17 protein-coding genes are annotated in these 18,567 nt (G+C 28.3%); 6 read left to right on the top strand and 11 right to left on the bottom strand.

The genetic code is table 11. From position 1 onward, the window contains the following. The first annotated feature begins 18 nt into the window (after positions 1 to 18). Entirely contained in the window at positions 19 to 579 is a 561-nt protein-coding gene (locus OW730_RS05510) for a hypothetical protein (RefSeq protein WP_271228066.1), read from the top strand. Positions 580 to 623: 44 nt separating this feature from the next. Here OW730_RS05510 and OW730_RS05505 read toward each other — a convergent pair whose 3' ends face one another. From OW730_RS05505 to OW730_RS05485, 5 genes are all read right to left on the bottom strand, one after another. After that, positions 624 to 2,099, bottom strand: a complete 1,476-nt coding sequence (locus tag OW730_RS05505; protein WP_271228065.1) for a 4Fe-4S dicluster domain-containing protein — start codon at positions 2,097 to 2,099, stop codon at positions 624 to 626. Positions 2,100 to 2,164: 65 nt separating this feature from the next. Next, positions 2,165 to 2,410, bottom strand: a complete 246-nt coding sequence (locus OW730_RS05500) for a (2Fe-2S) ferredoxin domain-containing protein (protein WP_271228064.1) — start codon at positions 2,408 to 2,410, stop codon at positions 2,165 to 2,167. Positions 2,411 to 2,936: 526 nt separating this feature from the next. Next, on the bottom strand, positions 2,937 to 3,539 hold the full coding sequence (locus OW730_RS05495; protein ID WP_271228063.1) for a hypothetical protein: 603 nt from the start codon (positions 3,537 to 3,539) through the stop codon (positions 2,937 to 2,939). Between the two features lie 458 nt (positions 3,540 to 3,997). Next, positions 3,998 to 5,701 carry a DUF5667 domain-containing protein gene (locus tag OW730_RS05490; RefSeq protein WP_271228062.1) on the bottom strand — a complete coding sequence of 568 codons (1,704 nt, stop codon included), beginning with the start codon at positions 5,699 to 5,701 and terminating at the stop codon, positions 3,998 to 4,000. A gap of 281 nt (positions 5,702 to 5,982) precedes the next feature. Next, a complete protein-coding gene (locus OW730_RS05485; RefSeq protein ID WP_271228061.1) occupies positions 5,983 to 7,338 on the bottom strand; it encodes a DUF5667 domain-containing protein in 1,356 nt (451 codons plus the stop codon). 332 nt (positions 7,339 to 7,670) lie between these two features. Between OW730_RS05485 and OW730_RS05480 the strand changes: the two genes are divergently transcribed. The 5 genes from OW730_RS05480 (at position 7,671) to OW730_RS05460 (ending at position 13,081) form a co-directional block, all read left to right on the top strand. Then, positions 7,671 to 8,414, top strand: a complete 744-nt coding sequence (locus tag OW730_RS05480; protein WP_271228060.1) for a sigma-70 family RNA polymerase sigma factor — start codon at positions 7,671 to 7,673, stop codon at positions 8,412 to 8,414. Continuing rightward, entirely contained in the window at positions 8,407 to 9,702 is a 1,296-nt protein-coding gene (locus OW730_RS05475; RefSeq protein ID WP_271228059.1) for an anti-sigma-I factor RsgI family protein, read from the top strand. Before OW730_RS05480 ends, OW730_RS05475 begins: the two co-directional genes overlap by 8 nt. Before the next feature lie 211 nt (positions 9,703 to 9,913). Continuing rightward, on the top strand, positions 9,914 to 10,402 hold the full coding sequence (locus tag OW730_RS05470; protein WP_271228058.1) for a DUF4358 domain-containing protein: 489 nt from the start codon (positions 9,914 to 9,916) through the stop codon (positions 10,400 to 10,402). Between the two features lie 478 nt (positions 10,403 to 10,880). After that, positions 10,881 to 11,909, top strand: a complete 1,029-nt coding sequence (locus OW730_RS05465; protein ID WP_333781261.1) for an MBOAT family O-acyltransferase — start codon at positions 10,881 to 10,883, stop codon at positions 11,907 to 11,909. A gap of 17 nt (positions 11,910 to 11,926) precedes the next feature. Next, positions 11,927 to 13,081: a DHHW family protein gene (locus OW730_RS05460; protein ID WP_271228056.1), complete on the top strand. Its 1,155-nt coding sequence runs from the start codon at positions 11,927 to 11,929 to the stop codon at positions 13,079 to 13,081. A gap of 228 nt (positions 13,082 to 13,309) precedes the next feature. Here the strand turns inward: OW730_RS05460 and OW730_RS05455 are convergent, their stop codons facing one another. From OW730_RS05455 to OW730_RS05430, 6 genes are all read right to left on the bottom strand, one after another. After that, positions 13,310 to 13,897 carry a GNAT family N-acetyltransferase gene (locus OW730_RS05455; RefSeq protein WP_271228055.1) on the bottom strand — a complete coding sequence of 196 codons (588 nt, stop codon included), beginning with the start codon at positions 13,895 to 13,897 and terminating at the stop codon, positions 13,310 to 13,312. 20 nt (positions 13,898 to 13,917) lie between these two features. Beyond that, positions 13,918 to 15,138, bottom strand: coding sequence for a winged helix-turn-helix domain-containing protein (locus tag OW730_RS05450; RefSeq protein WP_271228054.1), 1,221 nt, complete (start codon positions 15,136 to 15,138; stop codon positions 13,918 to 13,920). A 57-nt stretch (positions 15,139 to 15,195) separates the two neighbouring features. Further along, the gene (locus OW730_RS05445; RefSeq protein WP_271228053.1) at positions 15,196 to 16,125 is read right to left on the bottom strand and encodes a helix-turn-helix transcriptional regulator; all 930 of its coding nucleotides are present in this window, start codon (positions 16,123 to 16,125) and stop codon (positions 15,196 to 15,198) included. Positions 16,126 to 16,296: 171 nt separating this feature from the next. Next, on the bottom strand, positions 16,297 to 17,424 hold the full coding sequence (locus OW730_RS05440; protein ID WP_271228052.1) for a GNAT family N-acetyltransferase: 1,128 nt from the start codon (positions 17,422 to 17,424) through the stop codon (positions 16,297 to 16,299). A gap of 130 nt (positions 17,425 to 17,554) precedes the next feature. Next, entirely contained in the window at positions 17,555 to 17,821 is a 267-nt protein-coding gene (locus tag OW730_RS05435) for a hypothetical protein (protein WP_271228051.1), read from the bottom strand. A 238-nt stretch (positions 17,822 to 18,059) separates the two neighbouring features. Next, the gene (locus tag OW730_RS05430; RefSeq protein WP_271228050.1) at positions 18,060 to 18,485 is read right to left on the bottom strand and encodes a PPC domain-containing DNA-binding protein; all 426 of its coding nucleotides are present in this window, start codon (positions 18,483 to 18,485) and stop codon (positions 18,060 to 18,062) included. Positions 18,486 to 18,567: the final 82 nt, after the last annotated feature.

The raw sequence follows: 18,567 nt of genomic DNA, 5'->3' as shown, positions 1-18,567 counted from the left end.
TAAAGTGAGGTGGTCTTAATGAAAAAGTACAATGTTCTTTTTTTAATAGTGTTACTACTATTTATTACCTCTCAAGTGGCAATTATTATTGAGAAGTATGATCTGAAAAGATACATTACAAGAAACATCACCATTGAGAATATCCCTTTAAATGAACATGATAGACTCCTCCTCAGAAGTGAAAATACAAACTCATCTTTTTTATTTAAACTCAATGGTTTAAGAAAAAACTACACCTATGAAATTCATATATGGGTAGAGAACTGTACAGAAGGAAAGATTATAAAAAACACAATATTATTAGATTCAATAAACACCTTTTCCACAAAGGATGATTTAAAACAAACCTATTTGTTGATAACTTTCACTGATACAGAAACTCAGTGTGTTGTATTTCTAAAAAATCAATCTGATATTATTTCATCATGTAGACCTATTGGAAATATTAACTCTTCAAGATCAGTGAGCATAAAAGATACTAAAACTGTAAAAGACAATTCACCAGTTACTATACTAGCCATGAATAAAAACTCTTCTGAGGAATACACATTTCACCTTAAAATTAGAAAGTTTTCTTAAACACAACAAAAAAAGTGCCTAAACCTTTAGGCACTTTTTATATACTAAAATTTTCTATGCAGTTCTATGTTATCTGTATTAAATACTCTCAATGAATCTTTTATGTTCTTCTCAAGAGCCATTTCACCGTATTTATCTACAGTAACCTTGCTCTTTGGTCCAAATGAGATTGAACCAGCACCGTGAATACATCCACCTTCACATGCCATTCCTTCAATAAAGTTTCCTTGTAACCTTTTAATCTTAGCCAATTTTAAAGCTTTATCACATTCATTTAAACCATTACACTTAACAGGTTTAAATTCTCCTTCTATGCCAAACTCTTCAATAGCCTGGATTATAGCTTCAGTTACTCCACCGCTTCTAGCGAATATTCTTCCGTAATAAGAACCATTATTAAGCTGTGCCTCTGAACATTCTTTTACATTAATATCAGCAGCATCAAGCATTGCTAATAATTCTTCAAATGTTAAAACATAATCTACCCCATCTGCAATATCACTTTTCTTAGCTTCCATTTTTTTAGCCATACATGGTCCTATAAAAGCTACCTTTGCATTCTTATCTGTATTTTTTATTAATCTTGCTGTTGCTATCATAGGAGATACAGATGTTGACATATTATCAATTAACTCTGGATAATTTTTAGTAATGTACTCAACAAATGCTGGACAGCATGATGTTGTCATAAAATCTTTTTCTTCCATTACTTCAGCAAATTCTTTAGATTCATGTTCTGCTATAATATCGGCTCCAAGTGCAACCTCAACAACATCTGTGAATCCAACTTTCTTTATAGCACTAACAACCTGACCTATATCAGCAAAAGTAAACTGACTTGCTATAGCTGGTGCTATAATCGCATATACATTATGTTCTCTTGATTCATCTATTATATCTCTTATAACATCACTTATCTGAGATTTATCCATTATTGCTCCGAATGGACACGCTTGTGAACATTGTCCACAACTAACACATTTGGAATTATCTATAACAGCCTTTTTTTCCTCATTTATTGAAATAGATTTTGCTCCACACGCCCTTATGCATGGTCTCTGTATATCAGCTACAGCATTATATGGACAAGCCTTTTGACATCTGCCACATTCTTTACATAAATCATAGTTAATAACAGCTCTTTGATTAATAATCTCTATTGCATTAAATGGACATGATTTAGCGCACTTATGAGATAAACATCCTCTACAAGCCTCTGTAATTTTATATCTATTTATAGGACATTCATCACATGCTGCTGGAATAACTTCTATTATATTATCATTTTCAATATTTCCACCATTTGCAAGTATAACTCTCTCTCTAACAATTTCTCTCTCGTGATATATACAACATCTACTTACGGGTTTTGGTCCCGGTACTATCTTTTTTGCAATCTTATTTTCATCACACTCTATACCCTTAAAAGCTGTACTTGCCACTTCTTTAAGAACATCATATTTTATCTTCTGAACATCACTATCAAACTTCATTAACTCTACATTGCTACCCTTCCCCATGACTTTTCCTCCTATAGACCTAATTAAATGGTTATTTTTTTAACAAATGTCCATAAAAAAAATTACTAAATTAAAGATAATATCTCTTTTTCAAAAAACTCATCTACTTGATCTGGAGAAACAGAGTGAATTTTTTCACCATTTACTCTAACAGACACAGATTCTGTACATCTTCCTAAACAAAAGGCAGCCTTAATCTCAACTTTTTTCTCTAATGCTCTACCTTTAACTATTTCTTGAAGTCTATTTACAACATGATACGATCCTTTTAAATGACAAGCACTTCCAACACAAATCTCTATTGTAACCATACCCTCAGCTTCAATATAAATCTGAAGCTATTCACCTCCAAAATTTAATATTTTTCTTATATTTAAAGTGTCTTCCTACAAATATATTAATTTCAAGAATAGTGTAACATTTTAGGATTGTTAAATCAATAACAACTTGGAATCTTTTTCAAAATATTTTTTCAAACTTTGATGATCAATGAGATAGTAATAATATATTGTTTTTACTCTCTTTTCTGTCTATAGAATGTTAGTATGAAAAAAAGAACGGTGGTCAGCCGTTCTTTGGGGAGTATTACTATTACCTCACTAATATTAGGTAATTTATCTTTTTATACCTTTTTAGTACATCTTCATGGTCAGTGAAGTTATAAAAGGTAATTTGGTCAATTTTTTAATTTTTTAGGATATTAGTATGTGTTTTGTTCTTTAACATGATTTTATTATAATGCTAATGAGAATCATTGTCAATAACTTTTTTATAATATTTTGTCAAAACTTATTTACTTCAATTTTCTATACTTCAAACTTATCGAAGTTGAATCGTTCAAACACTATTAAGAATTTTATTTTTTCTGTTTTTTAAAGTTTTTAATAAACATTGTATTTCATTAGCAATCTCAATATCTTTAAGAATTATTTCAATTGAATTATTATAACTTGTTACATTTAATCTAATATTAATTCCTTTAATCACTTTTATTGGCAACAATAACTCTTCAATTTTTATAATCTTATCTTTAAATGTCACCCTATCTATATATATTTTAAATATATTTCTTCCCTTTTTTATCTCTACTATAGGCTTTTCCCACTCCCAAAAGTCTCCTATGAACAAATAATTAATACCATCTCTTATCTTTATTTTTCTCAAAGAGTTTAAATTAATTGATATTCTCTCATCATTATTTAACAATAACATTTTACTTATCTCATCTTTTGTAAATGATAGACTTTTATTATTTCCTATAGTATCTATATATTCATTAAGTATTTTTTTTTCAATATCATTAGCTATATATCTATCCATATTTAAATTTTCGCAAATATTATTAAGTATTTGTTTCCCATTTCCATATATATATGAACCGTCAAGTAATCTTTCTCTAACCTTATCAAAATATAATTGTTCCATGAAATTATTTTTCATAATTATACTCACTTTCAATTAATCCATCTATTAATGTTACTGTTTTTTATTGTTATATATTATTCTACTTTTTATACAAAAAATAATTCAGTTTCCAGAAAAATAATATCAATTTAGTTGCTTTTTGATTATAATAATAGTAAAATATTGGTAATTAATTTTAGGAGGATTCCCATGAAATATAATTATTGCAACAAGTGCGGTCGCTATGTTCCTCCAAAGTTTGACAAGTGTCCCCATTGTGGGAGCATAGTGTGTGAAAAAAAATATTCTAGTAAACTACTGAGATTAATTAAAAAAATTTTCCGAAGAGAACATTAAAATACACAATCAAATTTATCTAAAAAAGCACAAAGTCTTAATTATTTAAGAACTTTGTGCTTTTTTTATGATTACATATTATTTATTTTTCATATAAGTCTACGATAGATTGTCCACTTTAATTGCATTATCTATCACTATCTCTTTTTTGATCTACCTCTATTACTTTTTTGATTTTTCTTCATTTCGTCTCTTTTTTTCTCGTATCCTTTTTTTCTCTCTTCTTGCTTCTTTTTCATTTCTTTTGTATATTCTTCTTTTCTTTTTTCTACTTCTTCTCTTTTTTCTTTAAGCTTTGTTTTATATTCTTCCATTCTCTCTTCTAAGCTTACTTTCTCTGCATAAAGATTATTAATTTCTTCTTTTATTTTCATTGCTTCTTCTTCAGTTAACTCTTCTTCTTCAAGCTTTTCTTGTAACTCTTCTTCAGCTTCTTTAATTTCATCTACCGCCTCTTCGTACTCTTCTTTTGCCTCTTCATTTAACTCTTCTTCCACTTCATCTATTTCTTCATCCTTTATGAATGATTTCTTTCCTCTATATTTTGAATTTACTTCCTTCTTATATTGAAAAGCTTTATTCATTTCTTCTTGAGTATTATGATATTCCTCTCTTATGTTCGTATACTCATCATGAAGATTGGCTAGTTTTTCTTCAATTAATGCTTTTTCTTCTTCTGATAAGTTATTTTTCTTAAGTTGATGCTTAAGGTTTCTTTCCACTTTTTTAATCTCATTTTCAGATTTTTTTAATTGCTGTCTAGCTGAGTTTAATTCATGTCTTTTTTCAACCATCGATTTTACAGATTCAAGTTTTTCTCTCTGCATTTCATAAACAGCTTCTAGTTTTTCATTACCTTCTGCTTGTTCAATTTTATCAAGAATTTTTGAAAGTATCTTCTCAAAAATACTTAACTTTTCATTTTCTTCTTCAAGCTCTTCTTCAGTTGCATCTTCTTCAGTTCCGTCTTCTTCAGTTGCATCTTCTTCAGTTCCGTCTTCTTCAGTTCCGTCTTCTTCAGTTCCATCTTCTTCAGTTCCGTCTTCTTCAGTTCCATCTTCTTCAGTTGCGTCTTCTTCAGTTCCATCTTCTTCAGTTGCATCTTCTTCAGTTGCATCTTCTTCAGTTGCATCTTCTTCAGTTGTTCCTTCTTCAGTTGTTCCTTCTTCAGTTGTTCCTTCTTCAGTTGTTCCTTCTTCTGTTGTTCCTTCTTCTGTTGTTCCTTCTTCTGTTGTTCCTTCTTCTGTTGTTCCTTCTTCAGTTGTTCCTTCTTCTGTTGTTCCTTCTTCAGTTGTTCCTTCTTCAGTTGTTCCTTCTTCTGTTGTTCCTTCTTTAGTTGTTCCTTCTTCTGTTGTTCCTTCTTCTGTTGTTCCTTCTTCTGTTGTTCCTTCTACAGTTTCATCAATGATTTCAATTTTTTCTTCAATATCATTAACTAATTGATTTATAAGCTCTTCTGTATCTGATTGACCTTCTAGAGCTTCAATTTCTGCTAATCTCTCCTGTATAATACTGCTTATAACTTCTAATTTTGCTTCATCATCAATTGCAAATTGTAATTGAATATCTTCCACTAATTTATCAAATACGTAAAGAATATTGTCTGGTAAAATTCCACCTTCTACTTCTTCAGCTGTTTCTTCAACCACTTCTTGATCAATAGCAGTAGATTCTTCACTGCTTTGTTCCTCTCCTGTAGTAGCTTCTTGGCCATTTACAGTTTCTTCTGTTGTTACACTCTGCTCTATCTGTGTTGTTCCATCATTATCTGCTCTTGCAACAGTATACCCCTGACTAAACAATACTGACATAGCTAATAAAATTGCTGCTGATCTTTTCATAATTAATTCCTCCTTTAATTCCTTTGATAATCAAATTATCCTTATACTTCTATTTACGAATAAAATTTAGAAATTTTAAGGGGTAATTTAAAAAATTTAATATTTTTTTTAAATTTATTAAAAATTCGATTAAATCCCCACTCTTTTGAACTCCAATTCAAAATTACAACTTAATCTATTGTGTGATTAAAATATTTTCAAAAGAGATATGCACTCAAATAATGCATATCTCTTTTGTTTATTTTAAAAAAGCTTGTACCGCTTCAACCTCTTAAAATCTACTATTTCTTACTTTTACTTTTACCTTTTTCACTCTCATTTTTTACCTTATTAGCTTTTTCTTCTTTCTTTTCTTCGTCTTCATCTTTATCTTCGTCATCATCTTTATCGTCATCTTGGTCTGAATCATCATCTTCTTCTACATCTTTATCATCTTTATTTGTATCTTCTTCAACTTTAACTTCCGCTTCATCTTTTATTTCATTTTGTTCTTCTTTTATTTCTTCTTTTATTTCTTCTTTTATTTGTTCTTCTTCTTTATTTTCCTCTTCTATAAATGACTTCTTACCTCTATATTTTTCATTAATTTCCTTCTTATTTTTAAAAGCTTTTTTCATTTCTTCTTGAGCATTGTTATATTCATTTTTTTTATTTGAATATTCCTCATTAAGATTTGTGATTTTTTCTTCTAATAAAGCCTTTTCTTCTTCACTTAATTTCTCTTTTTTAAGTTCTTGTTTAAGATTCTTTTCAGCTTTTTTAATTTCGTTTTCAGACTTCTTAAGATCTTGTCTTGCTGTATTCAACTCATGTCTTTTCTCAACCATTTCTTTAACAGATTGAAGTTTCTCTATCTGCATTTCAAAAACAGCTTCTAATTTTTCATTTTCTTCATTTCTTTCAATTCTATCTAGTATCTTTGAAAGAATCTTATTATAAACATCTAACTTTTCATTCTCTTCTTTAATTTCATCTTCATTTTCTTCCTTATCGGCTTGTTCATCCTCATTTTCTTCAGTTGTTTCTTCTTCCAATTCTTCATCTAAAGTTTCATCTATGATTTCAACCTTTTCTTTAATATCCTCAACTAATTCTTCTATAAGTTCTTCCTTATCTTCTTTCTCTTCTAAAGCGTCAATTTCTGCTAATCTCTCTTTAATTATTTCACTTATAACTTCTAATTTTTTTTCATCATCAAAAGTTAATTTTAATTTAATATCATCCATTAATTTATCAAATATATAAAGAATATTACCTGGTAAAATCCCACCTTCTGCTTCTTCAGACTCTTCCTCTGCTTCTTCAGCTACTTCTTCAGTTGCTTCTTCAGTTGTCTCTTCAGTTGTCTCTTCAGTTGCTTCTTCAGTTGCTTCTTCAGTTGTCTCTTCAGTTGCTTCTTCAGTTGCTTCTTCAGTTGTCTCTTCAGTTGCTTCTTCAGTTGCTTCTTCAGTTGCTTCTTCAGTTGCTTCTTCAGTAGTTACCTCTTCATTAGTAGTAGCTTCTTCATTATTTTCATTTTCTTCTGCTGTTATTTTCTGTTCTATTTGAGTTGTTCCATCATTATCAGCCCTAGCGATTGTGTACCCCTGACTGAATAATACTGTTATAGCTAATAAAATAGCTGCTGCTTTTTTCATATTTAACTCCTCCTAAGATTAATCTCATTATCAAATTATTTTTCTATGACTATTTACGAGTAATACATTAAACTTTGTGGGGGGAAAATAAAAAAATTTAAAAAAATATTTTTCCATTGTATTTACATACATATATGCAGAAACTAAAATTAAAAGTTAATTTTGTAAAATGAAAATAATTATTAAGATTTTAAAGAATTTCTGTTAAACTAAATATTAATATATAGTAATTAGTAGGGATTTTATTTCCAAAAATTAGACAACTAGAAAACTTAAAATCCCCCTTAAAATATTTAATTTATGTCGTATATATAAGTATAGAGGTGATATTAATGTCTTTTCTCTACTCATTGATCAGTGGGGTAATATTAGAACCATTTAAAAGATTAAAATTTAATAAAGAAAAATTAAACAAAGAAAATAGAGACAAATTTATTAAAGAAAATAAATCATTCATATATAAATCAGCTTCTTCTATATGTAATAGAAAATTAAGTTGGGAAAATGATGATGAACTGAGTATCGCTATGATTGCATTTAATAAGTCATGTGATGTATATGAAGATTCAAGAGGAAATTTTTATTCCTTCTCTAGAATGGTAATAAGGAATTCAATTTATGATTACTTTAGAAAAAAGAAAAACACGCCTTACCTTACCTTTCAAAAAGAAGATGAAGATTTTGATTATATTGATGTAACTCAATCAATAAGTGAACATGAAAAAAAAGTAGAAAATAATAATCGTGCGGACGAAATATCAATCTTAAAAGATGAACTTTCAAAATATGATATTTCCTTTGATACGCTAATATCAGCATCTCCTAAACATAAAGATACAAGAGATCATCTTCTTAATTTAGCTTTTTCATGTGCTAAAGATGATACTATTGTTGAACATATTAAAACAAAAAAACGACTTCCTGCAAAGAAAATTATAGATACATTTAATGAAAAAAGAAAATTTATTGAAAGATGGCGTAATTATTTATTAACATTGATAATTGTGTTGTCTAATGATGAATATATACATGTTAGAACATATTTGAATATAAAAGCAGGTGATAATAATGATTAGAACTGGTATGGTTTTAGAAATTAATAACAATAAAGCTGCAATTCTCACAAATGATGGTCAGTTTTTTAAAGTATGGGCCAAGAAAAAATCACCTTCAATAGGTGAAATTTATTCAGGTCAAGTTATACAACAACGTACTTATATGAAATTTGCTTCTTTAGCCGCTTCATTCTTTCTTTTAGTCTTTTTAGGTGCATTTACAGGCTTCTACTTTACTCCTGTAACTACTGTTGAAGTTAACATAAATCCTTCTATTGAGCTTAAAGGAAATGTATTTAATAGAATCATTAAAACTACACCTTTGAACCAAGATGGTGAACAAATTTTAAAAAGTACAAATTTAAAGAATAAAACATTAGATGACGGTCTATTAATGATAATTGAAGAAAGTAAAGAGCAGAATTTCATTAATGAAGAATATATTTCTTCTGGTAGAACCATTAATGTTACTATTAAAGGAAAAAAAGATTCTGAAGTGAAGCTTGATAATTTCTATGAGAAAGTAGCAAAAGAAGGGCTACATGTTAATATTAAAGCTACTAAAGATAATTCAAATAAAGGACAATTAAAAATTAAGTTAAAAAAAGAATCTCATGATAAAATTGAAATAAAACCTAAAAAAGAAAAAACTAAACCTATGGTTGATAAAAAAGATTATATAGAAAAAAATAATCAAAATAAAACAGGTAATCATAAACAAAATACAAAAGATAAAGATAAGGGTTATGATAAATTAAATAAAGATAAATCTTCATCATTTAATAATAAATCAGATAATAAAAATACCTTTAAAAATGATGATAATAAACCAAATAAAAATAAGGATAAGGATAAAAATACAGATAAAAAAATCAACTTAAATAATAATTCAAATAAATCAAAAGATAAAACCCAAACTAATAAAGGGAAGGCTTCCTCTTCAAAAGATTCAAACGGAAGCACTCCCCCTAATGGGGCTGAAAAAGAAACATACATAACAAAAGATAAAGATAATAATAACGATAAATCCCGAAATAATGATGATAGCTACGATAATGACAAGAAAAATAACTCAAAAGATAAAACTAATGCTAATAAAAAAGAAGATAAATCAGATTCCTACATAACTAAAGATAAAAATCATTCATCAGATGAAAAACATAGTTCAGATGAAAATACGCATAGTAACAAAGATAATGAAAAGTCAAACCATGAAAAAGATTATAATAAAAACTCAAAAGAAAAAACTGTAAATGATAAATCACAATCAAATTCCAAAAGTGATAAATCTAATAAAAACAAAAAGTAAACAGCCCTCAATCTCATTACTATTAAATAGCTATAAGTTCAACTTAAGAACTTATAGCTATTTTTTATTTGTTGTTAACTAAATATTACTAATAATTTTTTTATTATATATATAACTTTTATTTTTTCTCGTCGTATATGAGTATGTAAATATAACAATGGAATATTATCCATAAAAAATTAAGATAATAAAACTACGGAGGAAAAATAATATGAAAAAGATTTTAAGTATTTTAATGATTGCATTTGTTATGATTTCATTTGCATCTTGTGGTCAAAAAGAAACTGTTAAGGATATTTCGTTAAAAGAAATGGCTGATAAAATAAAGGAATTACCTTCATCTCAACGTCTTGTTTTAACTGATCTTTCAACACCTAGTGATGATAATAAATTTTTGTTAGAATCAATGGAGCTTAATACTGAAGACCTTGAAGAAGGCTATGCTATCTACTCACTTATAAATGTAAAGTCAGATATGATTGTTGTATTTAAAGCAAAAGATGAAAGTTCAGTAGAAAATTTAAAGAAAGTTTTAGATAAAACAGCTGAAAATCAAGAAGGAATTTGGTCTCAATACCTTCCAGATCAGTATGAAAAGGTACAAAATAGAATTGTTAAAGAAAAAGGTAAATACTTAATCTACATTGTATCTGAAGAACCACAAGAGGTTGAAAATATTTTTGATGAAATGTTACAATAATTAAACAGGATTACATTTTAATTATATTAAATATAGTAAAGGCTTGCTGAAAAATATCGGCAGGCTTTTACTATGAAACAAAGGAGATAATATGGTATTTAGTAGTTTAACTTTTTTATTTGTTTTTTTACCTGTTACTTTATTCTTATATTTTTTATTCCCAAGAAAACTTAAAAATTTAATACTCCTCATTATGAGTTTAATTTTCTACGCATGGGGGGAACCAGTTTATATTTTACTAATGATTTTTTCTTCATTAGTTGACTATACTCACGGTATATTAATTCATAAATACTGGGACAATAAGAAGCTAAAAAGAACCTTTTTGTTATCCTCAATAATAATTAATATAGGTCTACTATCATTTTTTAAATACTCAGATTTTATAATTTTAAATATAAATAATATTTTTGATACGAGTTTTAAACTTCTTAACCTTCCCTTACCTATAGGTATATCCTTTTATACATTTCAAACCATGTCATATACCATAGATGTTTATAGAGGCGAAGCTCCTGTTCAGAAGAACTTTATATCATTAGCTGCTTATGTTACTCTTTTCCCTCAGCTTATAGCTGGACCTATTGTAAGATATCAAACAATTGCTGATCAGCTTAATGATAGAAAGGAAACGCTAGATCACATTGGAAAGGGAATAAGACGATTTATTATTGGACTTGGAAAGAAAGTTTTACTAGCTAATAATGTGGGTTATCTTTGGAGTGAAATTAGCACTTCTAATTTATCAAGTATTCCAGTTCTTACAGCATGGCTTGGAATAATAGCTTTTGGGCTTCAAATATACTTTGACTTTAGTGGATATTCTGACATGGCAATAGGCCTTGGAAAAATATTTGGTTTTGACTTCTGTGAAAACTTCAATTATCCATATATTTCTAAGAGTATTTCTGAGTTTTGGAGAAGATGGCATATGTCCTTAGGAACTTGGTTTAAAGATTATGTTTATATTCCCTTAGGTGGAAATAGATCTGGAACTTTTAAAACACTAAGAAATCTTATTATTGTTTGGTTCTTAACTGGACTTTGGCATGGAGCCAGCTGGAACTTCGTTTTATGGGGAATTTATTTTGGATTCTTTATTGCATTAGAAAGATTCTTATTAAAAGACATTCTTCTGAAAATCTCTCCCCTATTAAATCATGTTTATGTCTTATTGATTCTTATTATAGGATGGGTATTATTTTATTTTGAAGATATGTCTCAAGTGGTAATATACCTTAAATCAATGTTTGCCTTAAATAACAACTCATTTATTGATAATGAAAGTGTATACTACTTCTTAAATAATATAGTAATTCTAGTTGTAAGCACCTTAGCTGCAACTCCAATATTTAAAAAGTTTCATGATTATTTAATGAAAAAAGAAAAGTTTAATACTTTATATGAAAATGTTGTAGTTAACTTTAATTGTTTTATTATAGTATTTTTATCAACTGCTTATCTAGTTGATGCAAGCTACAATCCTTTTCTATACTTTAGATTTTAATAAGGAATGGTGATAATTTGAGTAGAACATCAAATAGATTTATTACTTTTATGTGTTCAATAATAATGCTTCTTGGACTTATATTTCACATTATTATTCCAGATAGAAGTTTTTCTGAATTAGAAAACAGAAATTTAAGTGGGTTTCCTAAATTCAACTTAAAAAATCTTTTTTCAGGGAAATTCACTGAAGACTTCGAAGACTATATACAAGATCAATTTCCTTTTAGGGACTTTTGGGTTGGAATAAAATCAGATACTGAAAGAGCCTCACTTAAAATGGATAATAATAATGTGTATTTTGGAGAAGATGGATTTCTTCTAGAAAAGTTTAAAAAGCCTGGAGAGAATCTTGATAAAAATATCAATAGTATTAATATATTTAAAGATTACCTTGGTGATATCCCGATAAATTTTTTACTAGTACCAAACTCGGTGAAAATTTACGAAGATAAGCTACCTAAATATGCTATTAGTTATGACCAAAAGAAACTAATGGAATATGTTAATTCAATGATAAATAATGAACTAAATTTTATAAATCCTATGGACTATCTTTTAGAAAATAAAGATGAATATCTTTATTTCAAAACTGATCATCACTGGACAATGCTTGGAGCTTATTATGGATATACATCATTTATGGAAAGTAAGGGTTTAGAACCTATAAACTTTGAGGATTTTGAAATAAAAACATTAACAGATAGCTTTTATGGAACTTTATATTCTAAAGCTAACAATACACATATAGCAGCTGATGAAATTCAAGCTTTTTATCATAAAACATTTGAGGATATTGAAATTTCTTTTAATAATAAAACAGAAAGCTATGATACTTATTACTTTGATGATAATCTCCATAAAAAAGATAAATATACTGTTTTCTTAAACGGAAATAATCCTCAACTTAAGATAACTACTGATAATAAAAATAATAAAAAAATAATGGTGATTAAAGATTCATATGCTCACTGCTTTATTCCATTTTTATCAGCTCATTATGAAGAGATACATGTAATTGACCCAAGATATTATAAGGTTAATTTAAAGGAATATGTTAATGAAAACAATATTAATGAAGTTTTATTCCTTTATAATGTTTCAAACTTTACTGAAGATGGTGCTTTGCCATGGATAAATTTTGGACTGAACAAAACCGTAATGGAGAATTGATAATGTAGAATGGAGAATGATGGATGTTTCTGCTTACACAGAAACTACATTTTATTGTTCTTTGGAGATGAAAATTTGACTCATTTTATCTTAGATAAAATATTGTATTTATATTACTAGATGTGATTTGTAAATGAATTAGCTCAATTATATTGTTTAGGTAACAATATAATTGGGCTATATTAAAATAATCTATTTATTATATGTTATTTAAATGGAATCATCTCATTAAATGTTGTCAATTTTACTTTTTATGTAATAATCACTATATGGAATTATCTTATAATCTTCCAGTCTTTTATAATTACAATTTTCCAAACTCAAAACTCTTTCAATATCATCATTTGTATACTTAGTAATAATGCTCTTAATATCAAAGTCTGAATAGAAATTATTTGTTGCCATATCAAATATTTCAGTGAATATCTTTTCTTTTTCCAAAAATGATATAATATCAACCCTCAATATTCCTGTCTCACAGACACCATCTAAAAATCTTGTTATATTAGGAACTGGTGCTATTTCAATAGTTCCAATGATCTTATTAGTTGGTTTATATGTTACACTCCATCTTATATAGAATTTATCTTGAAATTCCTGTTCCCATCCTTTAATACCTTTCTTTACAACATCTACGCTATGACAATCCCATTCACCACCACAATTATCATTATTCATATGTCCTCTAGTAATTGGATCTGAATAACATTGAAATAGTTCTTCTGCATCTTCTAGTTTTACTTTTGTAAATATTAAGTTTTCAGTTTCATAAACTGGACATTTTTCAAAAGGATTTTTATTTTTATTTTTAATCATTAATTATTCATCTCCATCACTTAAAATATTTTGTTCAAACTCTCTACGTGAACACCTTCAGTTCCAAGGTATTCACAGAAACTTTTTAAAGCCTTTTTAACTGCAAATTTCATCTCTTCAGTTACTGTAATCCCCTCTTCCCACCACCAATTTTTTATTTCCAATGGTTTATTGCCTCTATGCATTTCCGGTTCAAACCTGGCTACAAATTCATTTCCATATAGCACTGGAAGGACATAATACCCAAATTTACGTTTATCTTTTGGTACATACACTTCCCAACTGTACTTAAACCCAAAAATATCTTCAATCATGGCTCTATCCCATAAAAGATTATCAAGAGGTGCTAAAAACCTCATTGTTCCTTCATTATTTTCTTGAATAGTTTTTTCTCTAATATAATCTAATATCTTAATATCTTCAGTTCTCATATAAAAAGTTTCATCAATACCTTCAATAGATAAAGAAACAATACTCTTTTGCTTCTCTAACTCTTCCAATATAGACGTACGCAATGCTTTATCTGAGAGAAAATGTCCTAGCCACCCTCCTCCATTGCACCCCCATAAAATTCCAACACTGCCTATCCTTCTTTTAAAATACCATTTATAAAAATCCCTATCACTAACAAATGGATCTGGAGACTCTATCAAATCATTAGGTAATATATTTTCAACTAAGTCATAGATTTTCTGAGTATTGTTTTTCCCGTATATCCCCAACTCTCCAATGTTGAACATGTAGTCTAAGGCAGCACTGGATAATTTCCTATGCCCCCATCTACCTTTGCCACCTGTTCCTATATTTATTTTACTAGCTTGAAGTGGACCCATTGCCACTAATATATCACGAATTTGTCCTGTTAACTCTAATGCTTCAATTGAACCTCTATTGCGAAGAGTTGCCTTTATGGATTCTTCCTTTCGTTTTCTCACTCTACGAAAAAAAGGCCAATCCTCTTGTCTATATATTGCCATCATCTTATCCCACCCATCAATCAGGGAACGGTCACTATAAAGCATCTTTTCCAAAACTAAAGAAGAATATCCTGGTATTCTTGATTGCAAAACCAAGTCTGGATTCCTTCCTACAACATTCAAGGGATCATATTGAATGCATCCAACTCTTTTCATATATTTAAGTATTCCTTCTTCTCCCTCAAATGTACTTGTACTCCCTAACCCATGATAATTAACAAGAAATTCTCTCGCTTCTGCTTTAGTTATTTTCATCTCGTTCATTTATCTCTCCCCCATAATTCATAAACTAACGTTATTATAAAACAAAATACCCGACAACTATATGTCGGGTATTTCGTATTTACTTATTATTTTCCTTGAATGCTCTACTAACCTTCTTTTTAGGTGTTCAGGTTCCAGTACCTCAATGTCCGCTCCAAAGCTTAATAAGAAAGCAAACCACATCCGTTCACTTTCAAATACAGTTAGCTCACCTTTATAATTATCTCCAGCCATTTCTGTAAATCTTACACCAGGCATATACTCAGAAACCGCTGTGGAAATACCCTTATTGCATCTAAATACAATATCAATAGGCTTTCTTTTATCATTATTCATCAAATCATCAAATAAATTCGGATTATCTTCATGGGTATTTTCATACTGTAAATTTGTTTTTTTTAAATTTTCAATTCTCAATAGTTTAAATATACGATATTGCTTCTTTTCTGTACAGTATGCAACCAGATACCATGAATACCACTTATATTTAAGTGAAATAGGTTCAACAATTCTCACTGTGGCGTAATTCTCTGCATTTATATATGAAAATTCTATTTTTCTTTTATTAAAAATTGCATTTTCAATTATTTTGATGAATTCCACTACTTTCTTATTTTCTTTTGCAACACCAAAATCCACAGTAATATTAGGTGATACTTTTGAATTACCTATTGATTTCATTTTTTCTAAAGTATTAGATATGTTTTTGTCTTCCATTACAGAATTCAAGCTATTCAACGCCAACATAATCCATTCCAAATCTTTTTCAGTAGATGTTTGTTTTGACAATCTATAGTTGTCTAGAATTTTATATCCACCATTACTACCTCTTATTGATATAATAGGTATACCTGCAAGGTTTATACTTTCAATATCTCTCTGTATAGTTCTTTCTGAAACCTCAAATTTCTCTGCCAAATCTTTTCCAGAAACTACATCCCTATTTAAAAGGTATGTTACTATTGCCAGTAGACGCTCTATTTTCATGTCACTCAACCTTTCCTATGTATAAATGTTGTATTTCTATACAATGTTTCATTCAAAATGAAACGAGTAAAATTATTTTGTTTCTTGAACAATATAAATGTAGGTTCTGACCCCAGTCAGAACCATCCTACATTCTCCATTATACATTATACATTCTCCATTACGGTTTTATTAAAAGTTCATCTCATAAATTCTATAAGTCTTATATTTCTTAGCTCCTGCTTTTACAACATCTCTCATCATTACATCATTATATTCCCAAATTGTAGAACCTTCAGCATAATCATATCCTTTTCTCTCACATGCCTTAAAACAATTATAATATATAGCTCCTGCAACACCTTTTTTCCTATACTCAGGAATTACAAATAAAACAAATAATCTCATTCTATTAATCTTTTTTCTTCTTAATAAAAATTTAATTAATCCAAAAGGAAGAACTCGTCCATTAATTTCTTTTAAAGGTTGATTATAATCAGGCAGAGCAAGATTAAATCCTATTGGCTCCCCTTTCTCATCCCTAGCCATATATACTAGATCAGGATCAATTAATTTCACTAAATGCTTTCTTATAATATTTATTTGATTATCATCTGGTGGTATAAACTCCATCCATTCTTCTGGCATAGCATTGTCTATTATAGTCTTTATATCATTAACCTCTTTATCAATATTATTCATGTCCATAGGTTCTACTGTGAATCCATATTTTTTCATAGCATATGGAATTAGCTTACCGAATCTCTCCTGTAATCCATCTTTTACAGTATACTTATAAGCGTAACAATCCCAATATTTCTTAAAACCAAAGTTCTCAAAAAGTTCTTTATAATATGGTTTGTTATATGTATTCATAACCAAAGTTGGATCTTGGAAATTGTCAATTAAAACGCCTCTATAATCTTCCCCATTAGGTAATGAGAGAGGTCCTAATACCCTATCAATTCCTCTATCTTTTAGCCATTTAATACAATAAGAGAATATCTCATTTGCTACTTCTTTGTCATTAAAACATTCAAATAAAGCAATATATCCTTCTTTAATCCCTTTAGATTGATTAATGTCATTATTAATCCCCACAGTTGCTCTTCCTAAAAGCTTTCCATCTCCATATGCAAGTATGTGCTCAAATGGACCACTTTCTTTGATAGTATTATTCTTTCCCCTTATTGTGTTTAATGCTTCAAAATCAAAGTTAGGTACATAAGCATCATCATCTTTATAAATAATTCTTGGCAGTTTTATAAATGCTTTTTCTTGAGCTTTGTTTTCTACTTTTACAATATTTATTTTCCCCATATGCCATCCCCCATATTTTGATACTTAACATTATTATACGCCTTTTTACTAATATATTCCATATATATGATATTATTAAAATTAAGCACAAAAAAGTGCACTATAAATTTATAGTGCACCTTATAATATATTATTTTCTATTTAATCTTGTTTTAATTTCTTTAACAGCTAAATATACTACCCCAAGTATTGTAGCTCCTAAGAATGAAAAATATAATTTACTTGTAAATAAAAATGTATTGTTTGGATAATAAATTGTTGTGCCTTTAGTTGCATATACTTTTGTAGCAACCATATCTAAAATCAATGGTGCAAATGCTATTGCAAGTATCATTAAAATCATTACCCCAAATGTTAGAATACTAACTTCCCTTTTTCTAGATAAACTATTTCCCATAATTCTCCCTCTCAATTATTTTATATTTTATTAATTTTTCAATCATTTTTGTCGAATATTAATCCCCTTATTATGATTTAAACTTAAATATATTAAACGGTACTTAATACCTCTTTATTGTCAATGATATTATATACCTTTTTTTTCTATTTGTAAAGAGTTCTTTAACAAATTTAAGAATTATTTAATTATTTAATTATTTAAGCATTATATATACGATAAAGTTAATAAAAAGTTACTAAATATCCATTAAATAAATATTTAATGGCTGATTATACTTTCTCTTAATTCTTTCTTCCTCAATAATATTAATAAATATTTCTGCTGTCGCTGTAATTGTTCCTTCTTCAAGATGACCTCCATATAATTTCATATCTTCATTAGCTATTGATATATGAAGATGAATATATGGTTTGTTATCCTTTAAAGTTATGTTTCCCTTTAAGGATACTATTTCATGCTCACCTTTAAATCGCTTTCTCTTATAAGCTTTCTTATTTTTCCTATACACAGCTAACTTAAAGTCCTCGCCAGCTCCTATACCATTTATTTTTCCGCAATTAACATGAGCTTCATAACAACATTTCATTATGCTTTCTCTTATTTTATCTCCAGTTTCCAATCTTAAAACTAATAAATCTTCTCTCAATCTTTTATATTTCAAAATAAAACCTCCTCAATAGTAGCAGTGCTCTAAATTCCTTTATTATACTTTTTTAACAGTTATGTTTATATAATTACTGTAT

The sequence above is a fragment of the Oceanirhabdus sp. W0125-5 genome, from assembly GCF_027938815.1.
Lineage (GTDB): Bacteria > Bacillota > Clostridia > Clostridiales > Clostridiaceae > Oceanirhabdus.
The sequence above is the reverse complement of the archived record's forward strand: the minus strand, read 5'-3'. Positions and strand labels throughout refer to the sequence as shown.